Source organism: Cellulomonas sp. NPDC057328 (genome assembly GCF_042667215.1).
In the GTDB taxonomy this organism is placed as follows: domain Bacteria; phylum Actinomycetota; class Actinomycetes; order Actinomycetales; family Cellulomonadaceae; genus Cellulomonas.
The window spans coordinates 1-19,020 of the sequence record NZ_JBHUZW010000072.1; the positions used below are offsets into that span (position 1 = coordinate 1).

General features: G+C 78.1%; 19 protein-coding genes and 1 pseudogene. 10 read left to right on the plus strand and 10 right to left on the minus strand.

From position 1 onward, the window contains the following. The 3 genes and pseudogenes from ACFUMH_RS12940 to ACFUMH_RS12950 form a co-directional block, all read left to right on the plus strand. Positions 1–1,207, plus strand: a pseudogene (locus ACFUMH_RS12940) (hypothetical protein); the annotation flags it as partial. Positions 1,208–1,323: 116 nt separating this feature from the next. Then, positions 1,324–2,118, plus strand: a complete 795-nt coding sequence (locus ACFUMH_RS12945; protein WP_378205980.1) for an HAD hydrolase family protein — start codon at positions 1,324–1,326, stop codon at positions 2,116–2,118. A gap of 64 nt (positions 2,119–2,182) precedes the next feature. Beyond that, positions 2,183–3,049 carry an aldo/keto reductase gene (locus ACFUMH_RS12950; protein WP_378205929.1) on the plus strand — a complete coding sequence of 289 codons (867 nt, stop codon included), beginning with the start codon at positions 2,183–2,185 and terminating at the stop codon, positions 3,047–3,049. A 76-nt stretch (positions 3,050–3,125) separates the two neighbouring features. On the opposite strand, the gene ACFUMH_RS12955 is transcribed toward ACFUMH_RS12950, so the two are convergent. Then, complete coding sequence (locus tag ACFUMH_RS12955; protein ID WP_378205932.1) at positions 3,126–3,854, minus strand: PIG-L deacetylase family protein; 729 nt, start codon at positions 3,852–3,854, stop codon at positions 3,126–3,128. Positions 3,855–3,943: 89 nt separating this feature from the next. Beyond that, positions 3,944–4,471 carry an O-acetyl-ADP-ribose deacetylase gene (locus ACFUMH_RS12960; protein WP_378205935.1) on the minus strand — a complete coding sequence of 176 codons (528 nt, stop codon included), beginning with the start codon at positions 4,469–4,471 and terminating at the stop codon, positions 3,944–3,946. 617 nt (positions 4,472–5,088) lie between these two features. Here ACFUMH_RS12960 and ACFUMH_RS12965 point away from each other — a divergent pair. Next, positions 5,089–6,741 (plus strand): hypothetical protein, encoded by a 1,653-nt coding sequence (locus tag ACFUMH_RS12965; RefSeq protein ID WP_378205938.1) that lies wholly within the window; start codon positions 5,089–5,091, stop codon positions 6,739–6,741. A 50-nt stretch (positions 6,742–6,791) separates the two neighbouring features. Here the strand turns inward: ACFUMH_RS12965 and dtd are convergent, their stop codons facing one another. The 6 genes from dtd to ACFUMH_RS12995 form a co-directional block, all read right to left on the minus strand. Continuing rightward, a complete protein-coding gene (gene dtd, locus ACFUMH_RS12970) occupies positions 6,792–7,229 on the minus strand; it encodes a D-aminoacyl-tRNA deacylase (RefSeq protein WP_378205941.1) in 438 nt (145 codons plus the stop codon). Beyond that, positions 7,226–8,179: an asparaginase gene (locus ACFUMH_RS12975; RefSeq protein WP_378205983.1), complete on the minus strand. Its 954-nt coding sequence runs from the start codon at positions 8,177–8,179 to the stop codon at positions 7,226–7,228. The genes dtd and ACFUMH_RS12975 overlap by 4 nt, the downstream gene beginning before the upstream one ends. Before the next feature lie 74 nt (positions 8,180–8,253). Further along, positions 8,254–8,598, minus strand: coding sequence for a DUF2516 family protein (locus tag ACFUMH_RS12980; RefSeq protein ID WP_378205944.1), 345 nt, complete (start codon positions 8,596–8,598; stop codon positions 8,254–8,256). Between the two features lie 54 nt (positions 8,599–8,652). Then, complete coding sequence (locus tag ACFUMH_RS12985) at positions 8,653–9,771, minus strand: aromatic acid exporter family protein (RefSeq protein ID WP_378205947.1); 1,119 nt, start codon at positions 9,769–9,771, stop codon at positions 8,653–8,655. A gap of 4 nt (positions 9,772–9,775) precedes the next feature. Continuing rightward, the gene (locus tag ACFUMH_RS12990; RefSeq protein ID WP_378205950.1) at positions 9,776–11,002 is read right to left on the minus strand and encodes a YgfZ/GcvT domain-containing protein; all 1,227 of its coding nucleotides are present in this window, start codon (positions 11,000–11,002) and stop codon (positions 9,776–9,778) included. 1 nt (position 11,003) lies between these two features. Next, positions 11,004–11,609, minus strand: a complete 606-nt coding sequence (locus ACFUMH_RS12995) for an FABP family protein (RefSeq protein ID WP_378205953.1) — start codon at positions 11,607–11,609, stop codon at positions 11,004–11,006. Positions 11,610–11,928: 319 nt separating this feature from the next. Between ACFUMH_RS12995 and ACFUMH_RS13000 the strand changes: the two genes are divergently transcribed. Then, the gene (locus ACFUMH_RS13000) at positions 11,929–12,300 is read left to right on the plus strand and encodes a DsrE family protein (protein WP_378205956.1); all 372 of its coding nucleotides are present in this window, start codon (positions 11,929–11,931) and stop codon (positions 12,298–12,300) included. A 74-nt stretch (positions 12,301–12,374) separates the two neighbouring features. Here the strand turns inward: ACFUMH_RS13000 and ACFUMH_RS13005 are convergent, their stop codons facing one another. Beyond that, a complete protein-coding gene (locus ACFUMH_RS13005; RefSeq protein WP_378205959.1) occupies positions 12,375–13,109 on the minus strand; it encodes a hypothetical protein in 735 nt (244 codons plus the stop codon). Positions 13,110–13,306: 197 nt separating this feature from the next. Here ACFUMH_RS13005 and ACFUMH_RS13010 point away from each other — a divergent pair, with 197 nt between their 5' ends. From ACFUMH_RS13010 to ACFUMH_RS13020, 3 genes are all read left to right on the plus strand, one after another. Next, positions 13,307–14,032 (plus strand): winged-helix domain-containing protein, encoded by a 726-nt coding sequence (locus ACFUMH_RS13010; protein WP_378205962.1) that lies wholly within the window; start codon positions 13,307–13,309, stop codon positions 14,030–14,032. 135 nt (positions 14,033–14,167) lie between these two features. After that, on the plus strand, positions 14,168–15,589 hold the full coding sequence (nhaA, locus tag ACFUMH_RS13015) for a Na+/H+ antiporter NhaA (RefSeq protein ID WP_378205965.1): 1,422 nt from the start codon (positions 14,168–14,170) through the stop codon (positions 15,587–15,589). Between the two features lie 11 nt (positions 15,590–15,600). Further along, positions 15,601–16,551, plus strand: a complete 951-nt coding sequence (locus tag ACFUMH_RS13020) for an alpha/beta fold hydrolase (protein ID WP_378205968.1) — start codon at positions 15,601–15,603, stop codon at positions 16,549–16,551. Between the two features lie 57 nt (positions 16,552–16,608). On the opposite strand, the gene nth is transcribed toward ACFUMH_RS13020, so the two are convergent. Then, positions 16,609–17,307 (minus strand): endonuclease III, encoded by a 699-nt coding sequence (gene nth / locus ACFUMH_RS13025; protein WP_378205971.1) that lies wholly within the window; start codon positions 17,305–17,307, stop codon positions 16,609–16,611. Between the two features lie 253 nt (positions 17,308–17,560). Between nth and ACFUMH_RS13030 the strand changes: the two genes are divergently transcribed. Both ACFUMH_RS13030 and ACFUMH_RS13035 read left to right on the plus strand, forming a co-directional pair. Beyond that, positions 17,561–17,977: a hypothetical protein gene (locus ACFUMH_RS13030; protein ID WP_378205974.1), complete on the plus strand. Its 417-nt coding sequence runs from the start codon at positions 17,561–17,563 to the stop codon at positions 17,975–17,977. 238 nt (positions 17,978–18,215) lie between these two features. Continuing rightward, positions 18,216–18,893 (plus strand): Crp/Fnr family transcriptional regulator, encoded by a 678-nt coding sequence (locus tag ACFUMH_RS13035; RefSeq protein ID WP_378205977.1) that lies wholly within the window; start codon positions 18,216–18,218, stop codon positions 18,891–18,893. Positions 18,894–19,020 lie beyond the last annotated feature (127 nt).

A 19,020-nucleotide genomic window follows, 5' to 3' on the forward strand; every position in this document is an offset into this window, starting at 1 on the left:
GCAGCAGGAGCGTCGCGCCGCGCGCCGCGCCGCGACGGCCGCCCGCCGCGCCGCCGAGCCGCCGCACGCCCGGCGCCGCCGGCTCCTGCTCCGCTGGAGCTGGCTGCCCGCGGCCGTGCTGCTCGGCCTCGGCGTGCACCTGCTCGTGCTGCTGCCGGTCTACGCGCAGGGCCGCGCCGCGTGGGACGCGGGCGACGACGACGCCGCGACGACCGTGTTCGAGCGGCAGCGCTCGGTCGTGCCCGTCGAGCAGTGGAAGGCCGACTTCAACGCCGGGACGGCCGCGTACCGGGACGGCTGGTACGCCACCGCGATCGACGCGCTCGACCAGGCGCTGGTCGGCGTGCCCGACGAGCACCGCTGCGCCGTGCAGACGAACCGCGCGCTCGCGCACGGGGCGATGGGCGAGGAGGCGGCGGCGTACGCGGAGGAGCAGCTCGCCGAGGCGGAGGCGGTCCGCGTCGCCGAGGTGGCGCGCGCGACGGGCGAGCCCTACGACGAGGAGGTCCTCGAGCCCGCCTACGAGGGCGGCGACCCGCCGACGTACCCCGAGGAGATCCGCTACGTGCAGTACCTGTTCGAGCGGGCCGCCGACCACGCGGCGCTCGCGGCCGAGGCGCTCGCCGACCCGGCGTGCGCGACGCCGCCGTCGGGCGGGGCGGGTGGCGGCGGCGGGGGCGGCGCCGACGAGCGGGCCGAGCGGCAGGAGGAGGCCGAGCAGGACCTCGCCGAGCGCTCCGCGCAGGCCCAGGACGCGGCCGACGCGGCGTTCGACGCCGAGCAGTCGCCGCCGCGCGACTGGCGCGCGCCGGGCGCGGGGTCCGGCGCGTCGGGCGACCGGGGCGACGGCGAGCAGGACGGCGCCGCCGGCGACCAGGGTGGGGCGGACGGCGGTCAGAGCGGGGCGGACGGCGACGCCGGGGAGCCGGGCGGGCAGCCCGGTGGGCAGTCCGGCGGGCAGTCCGGGGAGCAGGACGGTCAGCAGGGCGGGGAGCAGGGCGGCCAGCAGACCGGCACCGGCGCGCCGGTGCCCACGCCCGAGCAGGCGGCGGAGGCCGAGCGCCGCGAGCGGCTCGCGGAGCGCAACCGGGAGGCGGGCGGCGCCGGGGGCGGCTCCGGGTCGTCCGGCGGCTCCCCGGGCACGGCGCCGGGCACCGGTCCCGGGCCTGGTCGGGGCGGCGGCGCGCCGGGCGGCCGCGGCTGGTGAGGCATGCTCGAGGGGTGACCGGTCCCCGCCCCGACGCGCCCGCCGGGCCTCCCGCCCCCGCCGTCGACCCGCCCGTGCTCGACGACGTCCCCGACGTGCGGCTGGTCGCCCTCGACATGGACGGCTCGCTGCTCGACGACGCCAAGCGCGTCCACCCCACGTTCTGGCCGCTGCTCGACGCGCTGCTGGCCCGCGGGGTCACCGTGTGCCCCGCGAGCGGCCGGCAGTACGCGACGCTGCGCCGCTCGATGGGCCGCGACGACCTCGTCTACCTGGCGGAGAACGGCTCCTACGTGGTGCGTGACGGCGCGGCTCTGGCCGTCGACGGCCTCGACCTCGCGGTGGCGCGCGACGTGGTGCGCCGCGTGCGCGAGGTCGCGGCCCGGCTCGACGTCGGCGTGGTGCTGTGCGGCGAGCGCAGCGCGTACGTCGAGCGGACCGACGACGCGTTCCTCGCGCAGTGCGAGCCCTACTACGCCCTGCTCGAGCGGGTCGACGACCTCACGGCGGTCGACGACACCGTCCTCAAGGTGGCGGTGTACGACTTCGGCGGCGCGGAGGCCGGCGCCGGGCCGGCGCTCGCGTCCTTCGGCGACGTCGCGCGCGTGCTCGTCTCGGGCGAGCACTGGGTGGACGTCATGAGCCCGACCGCCGACAAGGGCACCGCGCTGCGGGCCGTGCAGGCCGCGCTCGGCGTCGGCCCGGAGCACACGATGGCGTTCGGCGACTACTTCAACGACGTCGGCATGCTGGCGGCCGCCGACTGGTCCTTCGCGATGGCGAACGGCCACCCGGACGTGCGCGCGGGCGCGCGGTTCCTCGCGCCGGCCAACACGGAGAACGGCGTCGTGCGGACCATCGCGTCGGTGCTCCGCGTCGACGTGCCGGGGCTGGGCGCGCCCGGCACCTGACCGCCCGGCCCCGTCGACGAGGCGTCGGCGTGCGCGGGCCGTCCGGCGGGCGTGGGATGGAGGCATGCAGACACGACACATCGCCGACGTCCCCGTGAGCGCCATCGGCCTCGGCGGGATGCCCATGTCCATCGAGGGCCGCCCCGACCGCGAGCGCTCGATCGCCACGATCCACGCCGCGCTCGACGCGGGCGTCACGCTGATCGACACCGCGGACGCCTACCACCTGCACGCCGACGAGGTCGGCCACAACGAAGAGCTCATCGCCGAGGCGCTGCGCACCTGGCACGGTGACTCCTCGTCCGTGCTCGTCGCCACCAAGGGCGGCCACCTGCGCCCGGGCGACGGCTCCTGGACGGTGAACGGCCGGCCGGAGTACCTGAAGAAGGCCGCGCAGGAGTCCGCGCGCCGGCTCGGCGTCGAGGCCATCGGCCTCTACCAGTTCCACCGCCCCGACCCGGAGGTGCCGTACGAGGAGTCCGTCGGCGCCATCGCCGAGCTGCTGGACGCCGGGACGATCCGCCTCGCCGGCATCTCCAACGCGAACCCCGACCGGATCCGCGCCGCGCAGGAGGTGCTGGGCGGGCGGCTCGCGTCCGTGCAGAACCAGTACTCGCCGGCGTTCCGCTCGTCGCAGGCGGAGCTCGACCTGTGCGCCGAGCTCGGTGTCGCCTTCCTGCCGTGGAGCCCGCTGGGTGGCATCGGCAAGGCCGGCGACCTGGGCGAGGCGTTCGCGCCGTTCGCCGAGGTGGCCGAGGCCCACGGCGTGAGCCCGCAGCAGGTCGCGCTCGCGTGGGAGCTCGCGCAGGCGGACGTCGTCGTCCCGATCCCGGGTGCGTCCCGCCCGGCGTCGATCCAGGACTCGGTGCTGGCGGCCGACCTCGAGCTCACGCCCGACGAGCTCGCGTCGCTGAACGCCACCACCGACTGACGCCCGACCGGCCCCCGCCGGGACCGCAGGGACGGTCGTCCGGATCGACCGTCCCTGCGGCCCGGCGCCCCCGGGGTCAGCCCTGGAGGTCGTACGTGCGGACCAGCACCGCGTGCTCGACGCCCGCGGCGCGGCCCGCCTCGGCCGTCATCTCCGGGAGGAACTCGGCGGGCGCCGGGTGCCACGGCAGCCCGGCGAGGTACTGCGCGTGCGCCTCGAGCGAGGCGATCCCGCGGCGCAGCGGCTCGCCCGACACGTCGACGGCGTGCGTCGGCCGGGTGTGCCCGGCCACGAGCAGGCGGCGCACGCCCCACGGCTCGAGGCCCTCGTCGAGCAGGTCGGTGAACACCCAGCGGTTGCCGGCGTCGCGGACGCCGTCGAGCGTCGCCAGGCCCGCCGCGCGGTGGTCGGCCTGGTTGAGCCCCCAGCCGACCTCGTTCTCCCACGTCATCGTCAGCACGGTGTCGGGGCGGAACCGGCGGACGGCCGCGGCGACGTCCCGGCGCAGCGCGAGCGACGGCTCGAGCACGCCGTCCGGGTGGTGCAGCAGGTCGACCTGCGTCACCCCGACCACCGCCCCGGCGGCCACCTGCTCGGCGGCGCGCAGGCGCCCGGTCTCCGCCGGCGGGGACGTGTCCATGCCGGCCTCGCCGTGCGTGAGCAGCAGGTACGCGACGTCGACGCCGCGGTCCGTCCACCGCGCGACCGCGCACGACGCGCCGTACTCGAGGTCGTCGGGGTGGGCGACGACGCACAGCACGCGCGTCAGGTCGTCCTCGGGCAGCGCGGGCAGCGACTCGGCCATACGACGAGCCTAGGGACGCGCCGGACGGGTGGCCATGCCCGCCGCGCACGCCCCTGCAGCAGGGCACGGCGGGACACCGACGACGCCGGTCAGGCCGCCACCGCCCGCTCGAACGCCTCGAGCACGCGCACCGGGAGCAGCACGAACCGCACGACCGCGACCGGGGCGGCGTCCTCGACCTCCGCGTGCCACCCGCGCACGGCGCCCACCGCCACGCGCGCGACCTCGGCGGCGTCCCACCCGTAGACGCCCGCACCGACCGCGGGGAACGCCACGCTCGTCGCACCGAGCCCCGCCGCGACGTCCAGCGACCGCGCGAAGCACGACGCCAGCAGGCGCGGGTCCGTCTCGCCCGCGTGCCGGTTCGGCCCGACGGTGTGGACCACCCAGCGCGCCGGCAGGTCGAACGCGGGCGTCGCGACGGCGTCACCGACGGGCAGGCCGTCGGGCAGGGCACCGCGCCGCAGCTCCCGGCACGCCGCCAGCAGGGCCGGCCCCGCCGCCGCGTGGATCGCCCCGTCGACCCCGCCGCCGCCGAGCAGCGACGAGTTCGCCGCGTTGACGACGACGTCGACGCGCTCCGCCGTGATGTCGCCCTGCACCGCCTCCACCCGCACGCGCCCATCCTGACGTCACGCGCCCGCCCCCGCACCGCGGGCATCCTCCGCCGGACGCCCCCACCGCCCCTGGGACCCCGCGAGATCGCACCCAGGCGGAGCCGTCGACCACGACGACGTCCTCCCGCCCGCGGGGCGCCCCCACCCACCGCCCACCGGCCCCCGGCCGTTCGTCCTCGTCCCCGGCGGTGTCCACGGCGGTGTCCACGGCGAACGGGCTCCGGTGTACGGATACGGGGCCCCATCCGCACACCAGACCCCGTTCGGCGCGGACGGCGGTGGGAGCGCGAGGGGAGAGCGTGGGGTGGGCCGGTGGCGGCTCGGCGGCGGGTCCGCCGGAGCTCGGCGCGGGGGCCGGAGGCGGCCCGCCGCGGCGCCCCGGCGGTGGAGGTGGGCGGGTCGTGCGGGCGCGTGGCGAGGCGCCGAGGAGGGCGGCGGTCAGGGGGGAGGTCATGGGGGTCGGAGGCAGCCGTGACGTCGAGGGGCGCGTCCACAGGTACCGTCCACACCCCTGTGCCCGGGGCGTCGCGGTGCAGGTCGCGCGCTGCACACAGCTGTGGACAGGCATGTGGATGATGGGCTGCTCTCACCCGTCCGTGCTGGACTAGCGTGCGCGCATGGCGCAGCGCGGCGGCCGGACCGAGGTGGAGCTCGTCGAGGACGACGACGTCCTCGACACGCGCCCGCACCGTGGCCGCGGCGGGCGCGCACCGGGACGCGACGACGGCCGCCACGGACCCCAGCACGGGCCCGGAGGCGAGCGCGGCTCCGCGGACGACCACGCCGGCGAGGACGACGACGCCCCGGCCCCGCCCCGTCCCGGCGCACGCCGGCGCCGGCGACTCCGGACGGCCGTCGGTGCCGCGCTCGTGCTCGTCCTCGTCGGCGCGCAGGTGGCGACGTCCGCGAGCGAGCGCGCCGAGGTGGCGGCGCTGCGGGCGCTGCCCGGGGTCCGCGGCCCGCTGCCCGCGACGCTCGCCGAGACCTGGCGCGTGCCCGGCGACCGCCTGCCCGTCGCCCTCGGCACGGGGCTCGACCCGCTGGCCGGCCCGCTGCTCGGCCTCCGGCAGACGCCGACCGGTGTCGACCTGGTCGCGCTCGACCCGCCCACCGGCGCGGACGCGTGGGTCCGCCCGCTGACGTCGGCGCCCGCGGACGTCGCGGAGGCCCTCGGCACCCCGCTCCCCCGCTGCGCGCCGGTCGGCCGGACGCCCGCACGCCCGTCCCCCGCACGCCCGTCCCCCGCACGCCCGGCAGACGCCGGCACGGCCACCGGACGCCCCGCGGAGGTCGTCTGCCTCGTCACCGACGCGTGGACGCGCGACGGCGGCGTCGTCGTGCAGGACGTCCCCGCGACGACGTCCCGCCTGCTGCGGGTGCGCACCGACGACGGCTCCGTGCGCGCCGACCACGTCGTCGACGCGACGCCGGGCGTGCCCGCGACGTCGTTCGCGCTGCTGGGGGACGTCGCCGTGCTGGGGTACCCGCTCGACGCCGGCGCCCTGCTGGTGCGCGGCGTGGACGCCGTCACGGGCGAGGAGCGGTGGTGGCGCGACGGCCGGCCGGGCGACGTGCTGCCGGGTGCGCCGGCGGTCGTCCACGGCACGGACGGGGTGGTCGCGGTCCCGCGCGGTGCGACGCTCCAGCTGCTCGACGCCGACGGCCGGCCCGTGCGCCCGGTCCGGCTGCGCGAGGGCGGGGCGCTGCACGAGCACGTCGACGCGCGCGGGACCTCGCGGCTCGTCGTCCAGGAGGGTCCCCACGCACGGCTCGTCACGGCCGCGCGCACCGGGCGACTGCCGGGCCCGCCCGCGACCGTCACGGTGGACGACGGCAGCGCCGGCGACCTGCTGCTGGCCGCGAGCGCGGAGGGCCTGCACGCGCTCGAGGGGCCGGACCTGCGGCAGCGGTGGAGCGTCCCGGTCGGCGACGTCCAGCAGGTGCTCGTGCTGCGCGGGCGCGTGCACGCCGTCGCGCCGGACGGGGTGCGCACGTACGACGCGCGGACCGGCGAGCCGGTCTGGCAGCGGACGCACGACGCGCGCGACGAGGTGCCGGCCGGCCCGGTGGGCACCGACGGCGAGGTCCTCCACGTGCCGGTCGCCGACGAGGAGGGCGGGGAGGTCGCGCGCGTCCTGCGGCTGGGCGTCGCGGACGGACGCGCCGCGGACGAGCCGGTCGCCGTGCCGGCGGGCCTGCTGACCGTGCGGGTCGGGCACGACGTCGTCCTCGGGTGGCGCACGGACGGCGACGTCACCGCGCTGCGCTGACGGTCGGCGCCGGCGCCCGGCCCCGGCGCCGGAACCCGGCGCCACCCGGGTCACCCCGCCGGCGCGGACTCCACGAGGATCGTCACGGGCCCGTCGTTGACGAGCTCCACCTGCATGTCGGCGCCGAACCGCCCGGTCGCGACCTCGAGGCCGCGGTCCCGCAGCGCGTCGACGACCGCCGCGACCAGCGGCTCCGCGACGGCCCCCGGTGCGGCGGCGTTCCACGTGGGGCGCCGCCCCTTGCGCACGTCCGCGTACAGCGTGAACTGGCTGACGACGAGCACGGGGGCGCCGACGTCGACGGCGGCGCGCTCGTCCCGCAGGATGCGGAGCTCGGCGATCTTGCGGGCGACGACCTCGACCTGCGCGGGGCCGTCGCCGGGCGTGACGCCGACGAGCGCGAGCAGCCCGGGCCGCGTGATCTCGCCGACGACCTCGCCGTCGACGCGCACGGCGGCGCGCGTCACGCGCTGGACGACCGCCCTCACAGGCCGGTCCCGAACGTCGCCTCCACGGCGCCGACCGGCTGCCCGTGCCCGAGCACGGGCGTCGCGGCGACGTCCCGCAGCAGCGCCGGGTCCACGCCGGCGACCGTGAGGGCGGCGGCGAGCACGGCGGCCCGCGGCCGGCCGGCGCCGTCGGCGACCTTGAGGGCGACCGCACCGCCGTCGGCCAGCCCCGCGGCGTAGACGCCGTCGGCGCCGTCCTTCGCGACGAGCCCCGGCACGGCCTGCATGACCGCCGTGACGTCGCGGCCCGTGCCGCCGACGTGCCACGGGTGCGCCGCCATCGCGCGTCCGACGCGCGCCTCGGGGCTCGTCCCGGGCTCCGCCACGGCCGCCGCGACGCGCCCGAACGCCCGCGCGAGCCCGCGCAGCGTCGTCGACAGCAGCGGCGCGCCGCACCCGTCGACGGTGGCGTGCGCGGGGGCGTCGCCCGTGAGGTCGGTGACCGCCTGCACGACCGCGCGCTGCAGCGGGTGCGCGGGGTCGCGGTACGTGGCGGTGTCCCAGCCCGCGGCGCGGCACGTGGCCAGCATCGCGGCGTGCTTGCCCGAGCAGTTCTGCGTCAGCGACGCGGCGCCGTGCCCGGCGGTGCGCCACGCGAACGCCGCCTCGGCGTGCAACGGCCAGTCGGGGGTGTTCTGCAGGTCGTCCTCGGTGAGGCCGGCCGCCGCGAGCACGCCGCGGACGACGTCGAGGTGGCCGTCCTCGGCGTTGTGCGACGCGCACGCGAGCGCCAGCCGCTCGCCGTCGACGTCGAGGCCGCTGCGCAGCATCGCGACGGCCTGCAGCGGCTTGAGCGACGAGCGCGGCCACACGACCACGTCGGGGTCGCCGAGCGCGAGCCGCACGGACCCGTCGGGCGCGAGCACGACGACGTGCCCGGCGTGCACCGACTCGACGAGGTCGCCGCGCCGCACGAGCGCGAGCGGCACCGCGGCGGTCCCGACGTGACCGGCCCCGACCTGCCCGGTGGGGCGCGCCGCGCCGTCGGACGCGGCCGTGCCCGTCACCAGCCGCCCCGCGACGGCCCGCCCGGCCCGCGGCGCCGCGTGTACGGCGCGACGGCGGGACGCACGTCGACGAGGTAGATGATCGCCGCGGCGGCGCTGACGAGCGCGAGGAAGCTCGGGAACGGCAGCCGCAGGCCGAGCGGCGGCGGGATGCTGATGAACGCGACCGCGGTGGCGGCCACCAGCACCCACGTCCAGAACGTGCGCGTGCGCTTGCCCGCGGCCGTGAAGGCGCCGGCGGGGCGGCGCAGGCAGTCGACGAGCGCCCAGGCGCTGAGCCCGAAGATGACCAGGTAGAACAGCAGGAAGAGCCACACCTGGGCCAGGCCGATGATGTCCACGCGCCGAGCCTACGCAATGCCCGGGGCTCGCCCGGGCCGGCGCCGCGCCCGCCCCTACAGCTCCGGGAGCGCCTCACGCGCGTCGCCCGGCGGCACGCCCGCGGCCTCGAGCAGGTCGACGACGAGCGAGCGCAGCAGCAGCACGAGCGACTGCACCTGCCAGTCGTCGGGCGCGAGCGCGTACGGGTCCAGCGCGGCCGCGACGGCCAGCAGCCGCTCGCGCGCGCCCCGCGGCTCGGCGCCGTTCCCGAGCGCCTCCGCGAGGTCCTCGACGCCCCGCGCGGTCGCCTCGACGGTGTCCGCGAGCGCCGGTGCGTCGTGCCCGTCGGCGACGGCCGCGACCGCGCGCCGCGCCAGGACGCGCGCGTTGCGCACCGCCCGGTCGGTGAGCACCGCGGTGTCGACCATCCGCGCGAGCTCCGCCCGGTGCCGCCGGTGCGCGGGCGCCAGCCGGACCAGCTGCGCGGCCGAGGCGGCGGCGGACCGCCACTCGTCGAGCGACGGCTGCGACGCGCGCCCGGTGAGCAGCGCGCCCTCGATGTCGTCGACGGACTGCCGCCCGAGCCCGCGCGCGAGCACCTCGAGCATCCCGGCGAGCTCGCGCGTCGCGGCCCGGGCCAGCCGGCGCGGGTGCCGGCGCGGGTCCGTCGGCGTGAGCAGCGCGACCGCGAGCGCGACCGCGCCCCCGACCAGCGCGTCGACCCACCGGCTGAACGGCGAGGCGCCGGCGCCGACGAGCGACGGCAGGCCCACGATGACGATCGCCTGCACGCCCGCCTGCGTCGTCAGCATCGGGCCCGCGTCGAGGAACCGCCCCAGCAGCGCCGCACCGAACAGGACGAGCGCCATCTGCCACGGCCCCGACCCGATGAGGTGCACGACCAGGTCGCCGGCCGCGACGCCGATCGCGACGCCCGCCGCCAGCTCGGCGACCCGCCGCACCGACCGGTCACGGGAGAACCCGAGCGCCACCCACGCGCTGACGGGCGCGAAGAACGGGTAGTCGTGCCCGACGACGTACCGGGCGATCGCGAAGGCCAGCCCCGCCGCGACGGATGCCTGCAGGACGAACCACCACGACGCGCGGACCCGGGCCCGCCCGGCGCGCACGCGCGACGCGACGAGCACCCGCAGGGCGGCGCTCGCCCGGACCGGCGACGCGGACGCGCCCACCGGCTCAGCCGCCGAGCATCGGGTGGTGGCCGAGCCCGCGCGTGAGCGGCCCGCGCGCCGCCGGCCGGTCCACCGAGACGCCCTCGCCGGGGACGACGACGTCCTGGCCGGCCGACACGGCCCCGCCGTCGCAGTCGACCAGGAGGACGGCGTCCTCCGGCACGGACCGCTTCAGCACGGCCAGCGCCACCGGGCCCAGCTCGTGGTGCCGCGCGACCGACGTCACGCGTCCCACCGGCCGGCCCGGCGTCGCCCCCTCGGACGCGTCGCCGGCACGCGTGACCGCGCCGTGCCCGTCGTCGTCGGGCAGGAAGACCTCGGCACCGGCCTCGGGCACGAGGTGGCCCGAGCCGTCGAGGTGCAGCATGACGAGCCGTCGCGGCGGCCGCCCGAGGTTGTGCACCCGGGCGATCGTCTCCTGCCCGCGGTAGCAGCCCTTGTGCAGGTGCACGGCGGTGCGCAGCCAGTCGAGCTCGTGCGGGATGGTGCGGTCGTCCACCTCGTGCGACGTGCGCGGACGCCACGCCTCGACGCGCAGCGCCTCGGCGGCCCACGTGCCGACGAGCGGCCAGCCGGCGGCCTCGCGCGCCCGCACCTCCTCGACGAGCCGGTCGCGGGGCACGAGCACGAGGCGCCAGCGCCGGTCGGCGCCGGGGTGGTCGTCGTCCGCCGGGCCGTAGCGGGTGCCACCGGCACCGGTGCGGGGCCACGGGTCGCGCCACGTGACGGGCTCGCCCTCGCCACCCTCGGCGTCGAGCGGCTCCGCGACGGCGGCCCAGTCGTCGGTGACGTCGGCGACCTCGACGCGCAGCGTGAACCGCATCCGGTCGAGCCACGCCGCGAGCGCCGGCGCCGTCTCGGTGAGCAGCCACGTCGTCGTGCCGTCGTCCACGACGCCCGCGGCGTGCTCGAGGCGCCCCTGCGGGTCGAGCACGAGCAGCTCGGTCGACGTGCGCGGCGGCAGGCCGGTGAGCTCCTGCGACGTCAGCGAGTGGAGCCAGGTGAGGCGGTCGGGGCCCGTCACGGTGACGACGCCGAGGTGCGACTGGTCGACGACGGCGCCGCCGCGCGCGAGCGCGCGCTGCTCGGCCGTCGGGTCGCCGTAGTGCCACGCGACCCCCGCGTCGGGGCCGGCGGCCGCGACGGCGCCGTGCCGCGCGAGCAGCGGGCTGCGGTGGCGGGGCTCGGCGGGGAGGGCGTCGGCCCGGGCGTCGTCCGCGGTGGTGCTCACGTCACTCCTCCACGCGGGAGAGGCGCCCGGACGCGTACGACTGCATGGGATGGCCGAACGCGGCCAGGTCGTGGGCCCACATGAGCTCGCCGTTGACCATGCCGTACAGGCGCTTGCCGGCGTTCACGGCCGCGCCCGTCGCGGTGTGCGCGACCAGGTCGGAGACGAGGTCGATGCGGCCGTTGCCCACGGCGCCGACGAACACGGACACGTGGCCGGACGGGTCGGCGAGGAGCAGCTCGACGGGGTGCTGGTCGTCCGTCAGGCCGTCGGTGCGCTCCGGCGGGACGCGCCAGTAGCCCGACTCCGTCGACCACACGGGGCCGTCGCCCGCGACGGCGGGCGGCGGGGTGTCGGCGGCGCCGCCCGCGTCGTCGCCGGGCGTCCCGGCGTCGAGCGCGGCGGCGTCGTCCGGCGCCACGACGAGCCGGATCGTGGTGGTGTACGCGAGGTAGGGCCCGCCGTCGTGCGTGATCTCGAGCTCCTGCGTGAAGGCGCTCTCCTCGACGCCGGGGTACCCGACGACGCCCTCGCCGCGCCACCGGCCGACCAGCCAGGCGAGCGGGTAGACCTCGGGCGCCAGGCCCTCGGGCAGCACGAACGGCACGTTGCCTCCTCGACTCGGACGTCGGCTCGACCCGGGCGCCGGCTCCCCTCGGGGGCCGGCGGCGCGGGCGGCCGACCGGTCACCCGCGCGGGTGCACGACCCGCGGACGGCTCAGCGCTGGCCCTTGTACAGGCGGTAGACGACGAAGCCCGCGAACCACGCGATGGTGAGCGTGGCCACCACCAGCAGGCCGATGAAGATGCCCTCGAGCGCAGTCATGCACCGATCCTAACGACCGATGCGGTGCGCCTCTTCCCGGCGCCGCCCACGGCACCTCGTCCCGGCACCTCTCCCGGGCGTCTGTCCCTACGCTGGCCCCGTGACCGCGACCCCGCGCCCCCTCGTCGTCAAGACCACCGCCGGCACCGAGCGCCCCGAGGCCACCAACCAGGCGTTCACCGTCGCCGCGGCCGCCGTCGCGGCGGGCGCCGAGGTCAGCCTGTGGCTCACGGGCGAGTCCGCGTGGTTCGCGCTGCCCGGCCGCGCGGACGACCTCGTGCTCGAGCACGCGACGCCGCTGCCCGAGCTGCTCGACCTGCTGCTCGCCGAGGGCCGCGTCACGGTGTGCACGCAGTGCGCGGCGCGGCGCGGCATCACCGCCGACGCGGTGCTGCCCGGCGTGCGCGTCGCGGGCGCCGCGGTGTTCGTGGAGGAGACGCTGCGCCCCGACGCGCAGGCGCTCGTGTACTGACGCGCCGGGCCGGCGACGCGCCGCTGACACGCCGAGCCGCTGCCGCGCTCGGTCGGCGACGCCCGGCCGGGTGCTCAGCCCGCGAGGACGCGCCCCGCGACGTAGACCAGCACGCCGCTGACCGTCACCGGCAGCACCGCGACCGCGAGCGACGGCAGCCGCCGCGCGAGCGCGGGGACCCGGTCGAACAGCGCGTGCATCGCGGCGACGAGCACGCCGACGCCGAACCCGAGCACGGCCCCCGTGGTCAGCTCGACGGTCGGCAGCAGCGCGCCGACGAGCGTCCCGCCGCCCGCGGCCGCGACGACCGTGAGCAGGTAGACCAGCCACGTGCGGCCGTGCAGCGCGACGACCGCGGACCCGAGCGCGAGCGCCACGGCGCCGCCGACGACGAGCGCCGCACCGCCCTCGACGCGCGCGGTCGCGACCCAGCCGGTCACGCACACGGCGAGCACCGTGCCGGCGACGGTCCCGGACACCGACTCCACGAGCCGCACGCGCCCGTCGCGCCGCAGCAGCTCGTTGACGAACGCGAGCACGACCGCCCCGGCGAACACCACGGGCATGTGCTGGAGGTACGGCTGCAGGGGCGTGTACGTCACGGCGGCGACGGCCCCGAGCCCCCCGAGCGCGACGACCGCCGTCGACCCGGGCGCGAACGGCAGGCCGGCGAGCGCGGGCCAGCCGGCGGCGAGCGCGAGCACGAGCACCGCGGCGAGACCGGCCAGCGGCAGGACGTCGAGGAAGCCGGCGACCGCGACGAGCGCGGCGAGCACGGCCGTCAGGACGGACCGGGTCTGGACGCTCACGGCAGCTCCGCGGCGCACGCCGGGGACGACGCCGGCAGCGGCGGGCGCCCGGGCACGGGCGCGGGCCTGCGGGGACGGCGGACGGCCGGGCGGTTCAGCACGCCGGGATTCTCGCAGACACCGCCCCTCGGTCGGTCGGCGCGACCCGGCCGGGGCACGCGGTACCGTGTGCCCACTCGCACGCCAGGAGGTGACAGGTGGCGGATCTGCTGCTGCTCACGCCTGCGTCCGGTGGTTCGGCACAGGTGCTGCCCGCCCTGGGGCTCCTGTCCCACCGGGTCAGGGTCCTGCCCGTCGAGCCGTCCGCACTCGTGGACGCACCGGACGCGGACATCGTCGTGCTCGACGCGCGCCGCGACCTCGTGACGGCGCGCACCACGTGCCGGCTGCTGCGCGCCACCGGCCTCACCGTGCCGCTGGTGCTCGTCCTCACCGAGGGCGGCCTGACGGTCGTCACCGCCGAGTGGGGCGCGGACGACATCGTGCTCGAGCACGCGACGCCCGCGGAGGTCGAGACCCGGTTCCGGCTCGTCATGGAGCGCGCGGCGACCGCGTCGTTCGACGACGCCCCGCAGGAGATCTCGTCGGGCGAGCTGACGATCGACGCCGGCGGGTACACCGCACGGCTGCGCGGCCGCCCGCTCGACCTGACCTACAAGGAGTTCGAGCTCCTCAAGTACCTCGTGCAGCACCCCGGTCGCGTGTTCACGCGCGCCCAGCTGCTGCAGGAGGTCTGGGGCTACGACTACTACGGGGGCACGCGCACGGTCGACGTCCACGTGCGACGCCTGCGCGCCAAGCTGGGGCCGGAGCACGAGCAGCTCATCGGCACCGTGCGCAACGTCGGCTACCGGTTCGACCCGCCGAAGGACCGCCGCGGGCAGGACGACCGCGCCGACGTCCCGGAGCCGGCCGGCGCCTGAGCCGTCGTCGGCCCGACGCCGTGGCCACCGGCCCCTCGCCGGGCCGGGCACGCGCCGGCGTGGGTAGTGTGGTCCCCCGGTGCGCCGGGAAGTCTGGTCGGCAACGACTCGACCGACCCCTCCGGAGGACCCCCCGTGGCCACACCCCCCACCGAGCCCCGCACGCTCTTCTCCGCCCTCACGCCGGGCGGCGAGCGCAACCTGGCCGACACGCTCCGGGACGAGCGCACCGGCGGCATCCTGCTGCTGGCGGGCGCCGTCGTCGCGCTGCTGTGGGCGAACCTCGCCCCGGACTCGTACCAGGCGGTGAGCGGGACGGTCGTCGGGCCGGCCGCGCTGCACCTCGACCTCGACCTCGCGCACTGGGCGGCCGACGGGCTGCTGGCCATCTTCTTCTTCGTCGTCGGCCTCGAGCTCAAGCGCGAGATGGTGGTCGGCGAGCTGCGGCACGTCGCCACGGCGGCGCTGCCGGCGGCCGCCGCGGTGGGCGGCATGGTCGTCCCCGCGGGCATCTACCTGCTCCTCAACACCACCATGGCGAACGGCCACCCGGCGGGCTGGGCCGTGCCGACCGCGACGGACATCGCCTTCGCCGTCGGGGTGCTCGCCCTCGTGGGGCGAGGCGTGCCGGTCGCGCTGCGCGCGTTCCTGCTGACGCTCGCCGTGGTGGACGACCTGCTCGCGATCGTCATCATCGCGGTGGGCTACACCGACACCGTCGCGGTCGGCCTCATGGCGGCGTCGTTCGCGTGCGTGGCCGTGTTCGCGCTCGCGCTGCGCCGCGGGATCCGCACGCCGTTCCTGCTCGTGCCGCTCGCCCTGGCCGCGTGGGCGCTGCTGCACGCGTCCGGGGTGCACGCGACGATCGCGGGCGTGCTGCTCGGCTTCGCCGTGCCCGCGGCGGCCGGGACGGTGCCGGGGCGGCGCACGACCGGCACGGCAGACGCCCACGGCGACGAGTCGCTCGCGGAGCGCTACGAGCACCTGTGGCGGCCGGTCTCCGCCGGGTTCGCCGTGCCGGTCTTCGCCCTCTTCGCCGCCGGCGTCGCGGTCGAGGCCGCGACGTTCGGCGCCACCTTCACGGAGCCGGTCGGCCTGGGCGTCGTGCTCGGCCTCGTGGTCGGCAAGCCGCTGGGCATCGTCGGCGCCACGTGGCTCGTCTCCCGGTTCACGCGCGCCCGCCTCGCCCCGGGGCTCGGGTGGTGGGACGTGATCGGCGTCGGCCTGCTCGCGGGCATCGGCTTCACCGTGTCGCTGCTCGTCGGCTCGCTCGCGTTCGGCACCGGGACGGTCCTCGACGACCACGTCGTCGTGGGCGTCCTCGCGGCGTCGCTGCTCGCCGCGCTGGTCGGCGGTGCCGTCCTCGCGTGGCGCGGGCGCGTGCACGCCGCCCGGGCGGCCCACGGGGCGCGGCCCGACGCCACCGACCGCGCCGCGACGGCCGCGGCGACGCCGCAGAGCCCGCCCGTCGTCGACGACACCGCCGCGCCGGCCCCCGCCGCCGTCCCCGCCCCCGACGCCCCCGAGGGTGGCCACGAGCCGGGGGCGACCCGGTAGGTTCGCACCCGATGACCACCGTCGACTCCGCCGCGCTGCTCTTCGACGGCCCCTGGCAGCACCGCTTCGTCACCGCGAACGGTGCCCGGTTCCACGTGACCGTCACGGGTGAGCAGGACGCGCCGCTCGTCCTGCTGCTGCACGGCGTGCCGCAGTTCTGGTGGGCGTGGCGCCACCAGCTGCCGCTGCTCGCCGCCGCGGGCTACCGCGTCGCCGCCATGGACCTGCGCGGCACCGGCGGCTCGGACAAGCCGCCGCAGGGCTACGACGTGCCGACGCTCGCCGCCGACGCGGCGGGCGTCATCCGGTCGCTCGGGGAGTCGGACGCCGTCGTCGTCGGCAGCGGCACCGGCGGCGACGTCGCGTGGGCGACCGCCGCGGCGCACCCCGACGTCGTGCGGGCCGTCGGCGTGCTCGCCTGCTCGCACCCGCTGGACCGGGTCGTCGAGCCGCGCAGCGCGCCGCACCCCGCGGCGGCCGCGCTGCTGGCGTTCACGCAGCTGCCGTCCCTGCCCGAGCGCGCGGTCGTCGAGGGCGACCTCGTCGAGCGCATGTTCACGCAGTGGGGCGGCATCCCGGGGCGCCCCGACGCGACGGCCGTCGACACCTACCGCCGCGCGCTGCGCGTGCCGTTCGCCGCCCACAGCCAGCTCGAGCAGGTGCGCTGGCTCGTGCGCTCGACGCCGCGGCCCGACGGACGCCGCTACCGCGCCCTGCTGCGCGCCGCACGCCCCGTCCCGGTGCTGCAGGTGCACGGCGCGCGCGACGGCCTGCGCCCGGCGGCGCACGCGCCGCTGCGGACCCCGACGCGCGCGGTCGCGGCGCCGTACCGGTACGAGCTGCTGCGCAGCGGCGGGCACTTCCTCACGGACCAGGCGCCCGAGCAGCTGGGCGAGCTGCTCGTCGACTGGCTCGCCGAGGTCGACGGCGGCCGCGGCCGCGGGCGGCGCCTGGGCACGTGAGCGTCCGCCCCTGAGCGGTCGGTCCTGGCGTCGGCCCTCTCGCCTCAGCCCCGGGCGTCAGCCCTTGAGCATCGCGGCGGCGCGCTCGGGGTCGTTCTCCCCGATGCCCGCCGACGGGCACAGCGCCGCGACGGGGCACGCCCCGCACGCCGGCCGCCGGGCGAAGCACGTGCGCCGCCCGTGGAAGATCAGCCGGTGGCAGGCCATCGTCCAGTCGCGGCGCTCGAGCAGCGGATGCAGGTCCTTCTCGACGACCAGCGGGTCGTCGCTGGTCGTGTAGCCGAGCCGCTGCGACAGGCGGGCGACGTGCGTGTCCACGGTGATGCCCGGGACGCCGAAGGCGTTGCCCAGCACGACGTTGGCGGTCTTGCGCCCGACGCCCGGCAGCGTGACGAGGTCCTCGAGGCGCGCCGGCACCTCGCCGCCGAACCGCTCGACGAGGGCCTGCCCGATGCCGAGGACCGCCCGCGACTTCGCCCGGAAGAACCCGGTGGGCCGCAGGATCTCCTCGAGGTCCCGCACGTCGGCACCGGCCAGCGCGGCCGCGTCGGGGTACCGGTCGAACAGCTCGGGCGTCGTCTGGTTCACGCGCACGTCGGTCGTCTGCGCCGACAGCACGGTCGCGACCAGCAGCTCGAACGGGTTGCGGAAGTCCAGCTCGCACCGCGCGTCCGGGTACCTCTCGGCGAGCGCCCGGTCGACGCGTCGAGCCCGCCGGGTGCGGGCGAGCGGCGTCTCGGGGCGGCGAGGGTCCACGCGGGCAGGGTACGCCGCACAGGGTCGGCGCACCGGGTCGGGGCACCGGGCCGCGGCGCCGGGTCCCACAGCCGGTCGGGCGGGTCGGGGGACCGGTCGGGCCGGTCGCGCGGCCGGTCGCGCGGCCGGTCGCGCGGCCGGTCGCGCGGCGGCGGTGCGGTGGGCGGTCTGCGCTGGTCTGGGCGGGTGACGTGCGCCCCACCCGCGCACGGATCGTTCAAGTCCGGGGCGAGGCGGGCCGATCCGCTCCCACGTGACGTCCCGCGTCGAGCACCCGGTCCACGACCTCCGGCAGGAGCGGCGTGCCCTGCGCGCCGAACGCGCCCGTGTCGGCTGGTGGCGCCGCGTCGTGCGCGCGCGCATGGACCTCGTCGTCGCGAGCGCCGCGCGGCCCGACGACCTCGGCGCCGGCATGACGTTCAGCCTGCCCGTCGACGTCGCGCTCGAGGTGCCCCGCCCCGCGGAGCTGCAGCGCGCGCTCGACGGCACCGACGCCGGGCGTGAGGTCGGCGTGCTGCCGGCGCTGCGCGACCTCGACGCGCGCCTCGCCCGCTACGAGGAGGGGGTCGAGCAGGCGCTGCGCCGCGTCACCGACCGGCTCGTGGAGCGCGTCGCCCGCGACCCCGGCGCCATGACGGAGCTCCTGCCCGGCGCGGCCGGGCACGGCTGAGCCGCTCGCCCGCGCCGCCGCCGGCACGCCCGGGACGGCGCCCCGCGCCGCCCCGACGCGCGACCGGGCGTCGATGCGGCAGACTGGCAGCTGACAGCAGGGGCGGGTACGACCGCACGCACCGTCCCCGCCGCGACGTCACGCGCACGCGCCGGGCGTCGCCGCGTGGCCGGCACGACCGTGCCGACGAGGGTGCGGGAGGCAGGCCGGCAAGGTCCGGGAGAGGGAAGGTGCCGCCGTGGCGGATGACATCGTGCTGACGGCCCCGCTGTTCGCGGGGCTGGACGCGGAGTCGTCGGACGCGCTGATCGCGTCGATGAAGGAGATCGACGCCGGTCGGGGCGACGTGCTGTTCCACGAGGGCGAGCCGGGCGACCGCCTCTACGTCGTGCGCGAGGGCAAGATCAAGCTGGGCCGCCGCTCGAACGACGGCCGCGAGAACCTGCTCGCCGTGCTCGGCCCGGGCGAGATGTTCGGCGAGCTCTCGCTGTTCGACCCGGGTCCGCGGACCGCGACCGCGACGGTCGTCGCCGACGCGGTCGTGCTCGAGCTCGGCCACGCCGACCTCATCCGCTGGCTCGAGGACAAGCCGACGGTCGCCGAGCACCTCCTGCAGGCGCTCGCCCGCCGGCTGCGCCGCACCAACGAGGCGCTGGCCGACCTCGTGTTCTCCGACGTGCCGGGGCGCGTCGCGAAGGCGCTGCTCGACCTGGCGACGCGGTTCGGCCAGGAGGTCGACGAGGGCATCCGCGTGGCGCACGACCTGACGCAGGAGGAGCTGGCGCAGCTCGTCGGCGCGTCGCGCGAGACCGTCAACAAGGCGCTCGCCGACTTCGCCGCGCGCGGCTGGGTCCGCCGCGAGGGCCGCGCGGTCGTGCTGCTGGACGTCGACCGCCTGGAGCGGCGCGCCCGCTGAGCGCGGGCGCCCGCCGGACGCGTGGGCCCTCGGGCGCGGCCCTCGGGCCGCGCCCCGGCCCGGGCGCGCGGGTCGGGCGCCCGCCACCCGCGGGGCACTCGACCGCCACCACCCAGTCACATATACA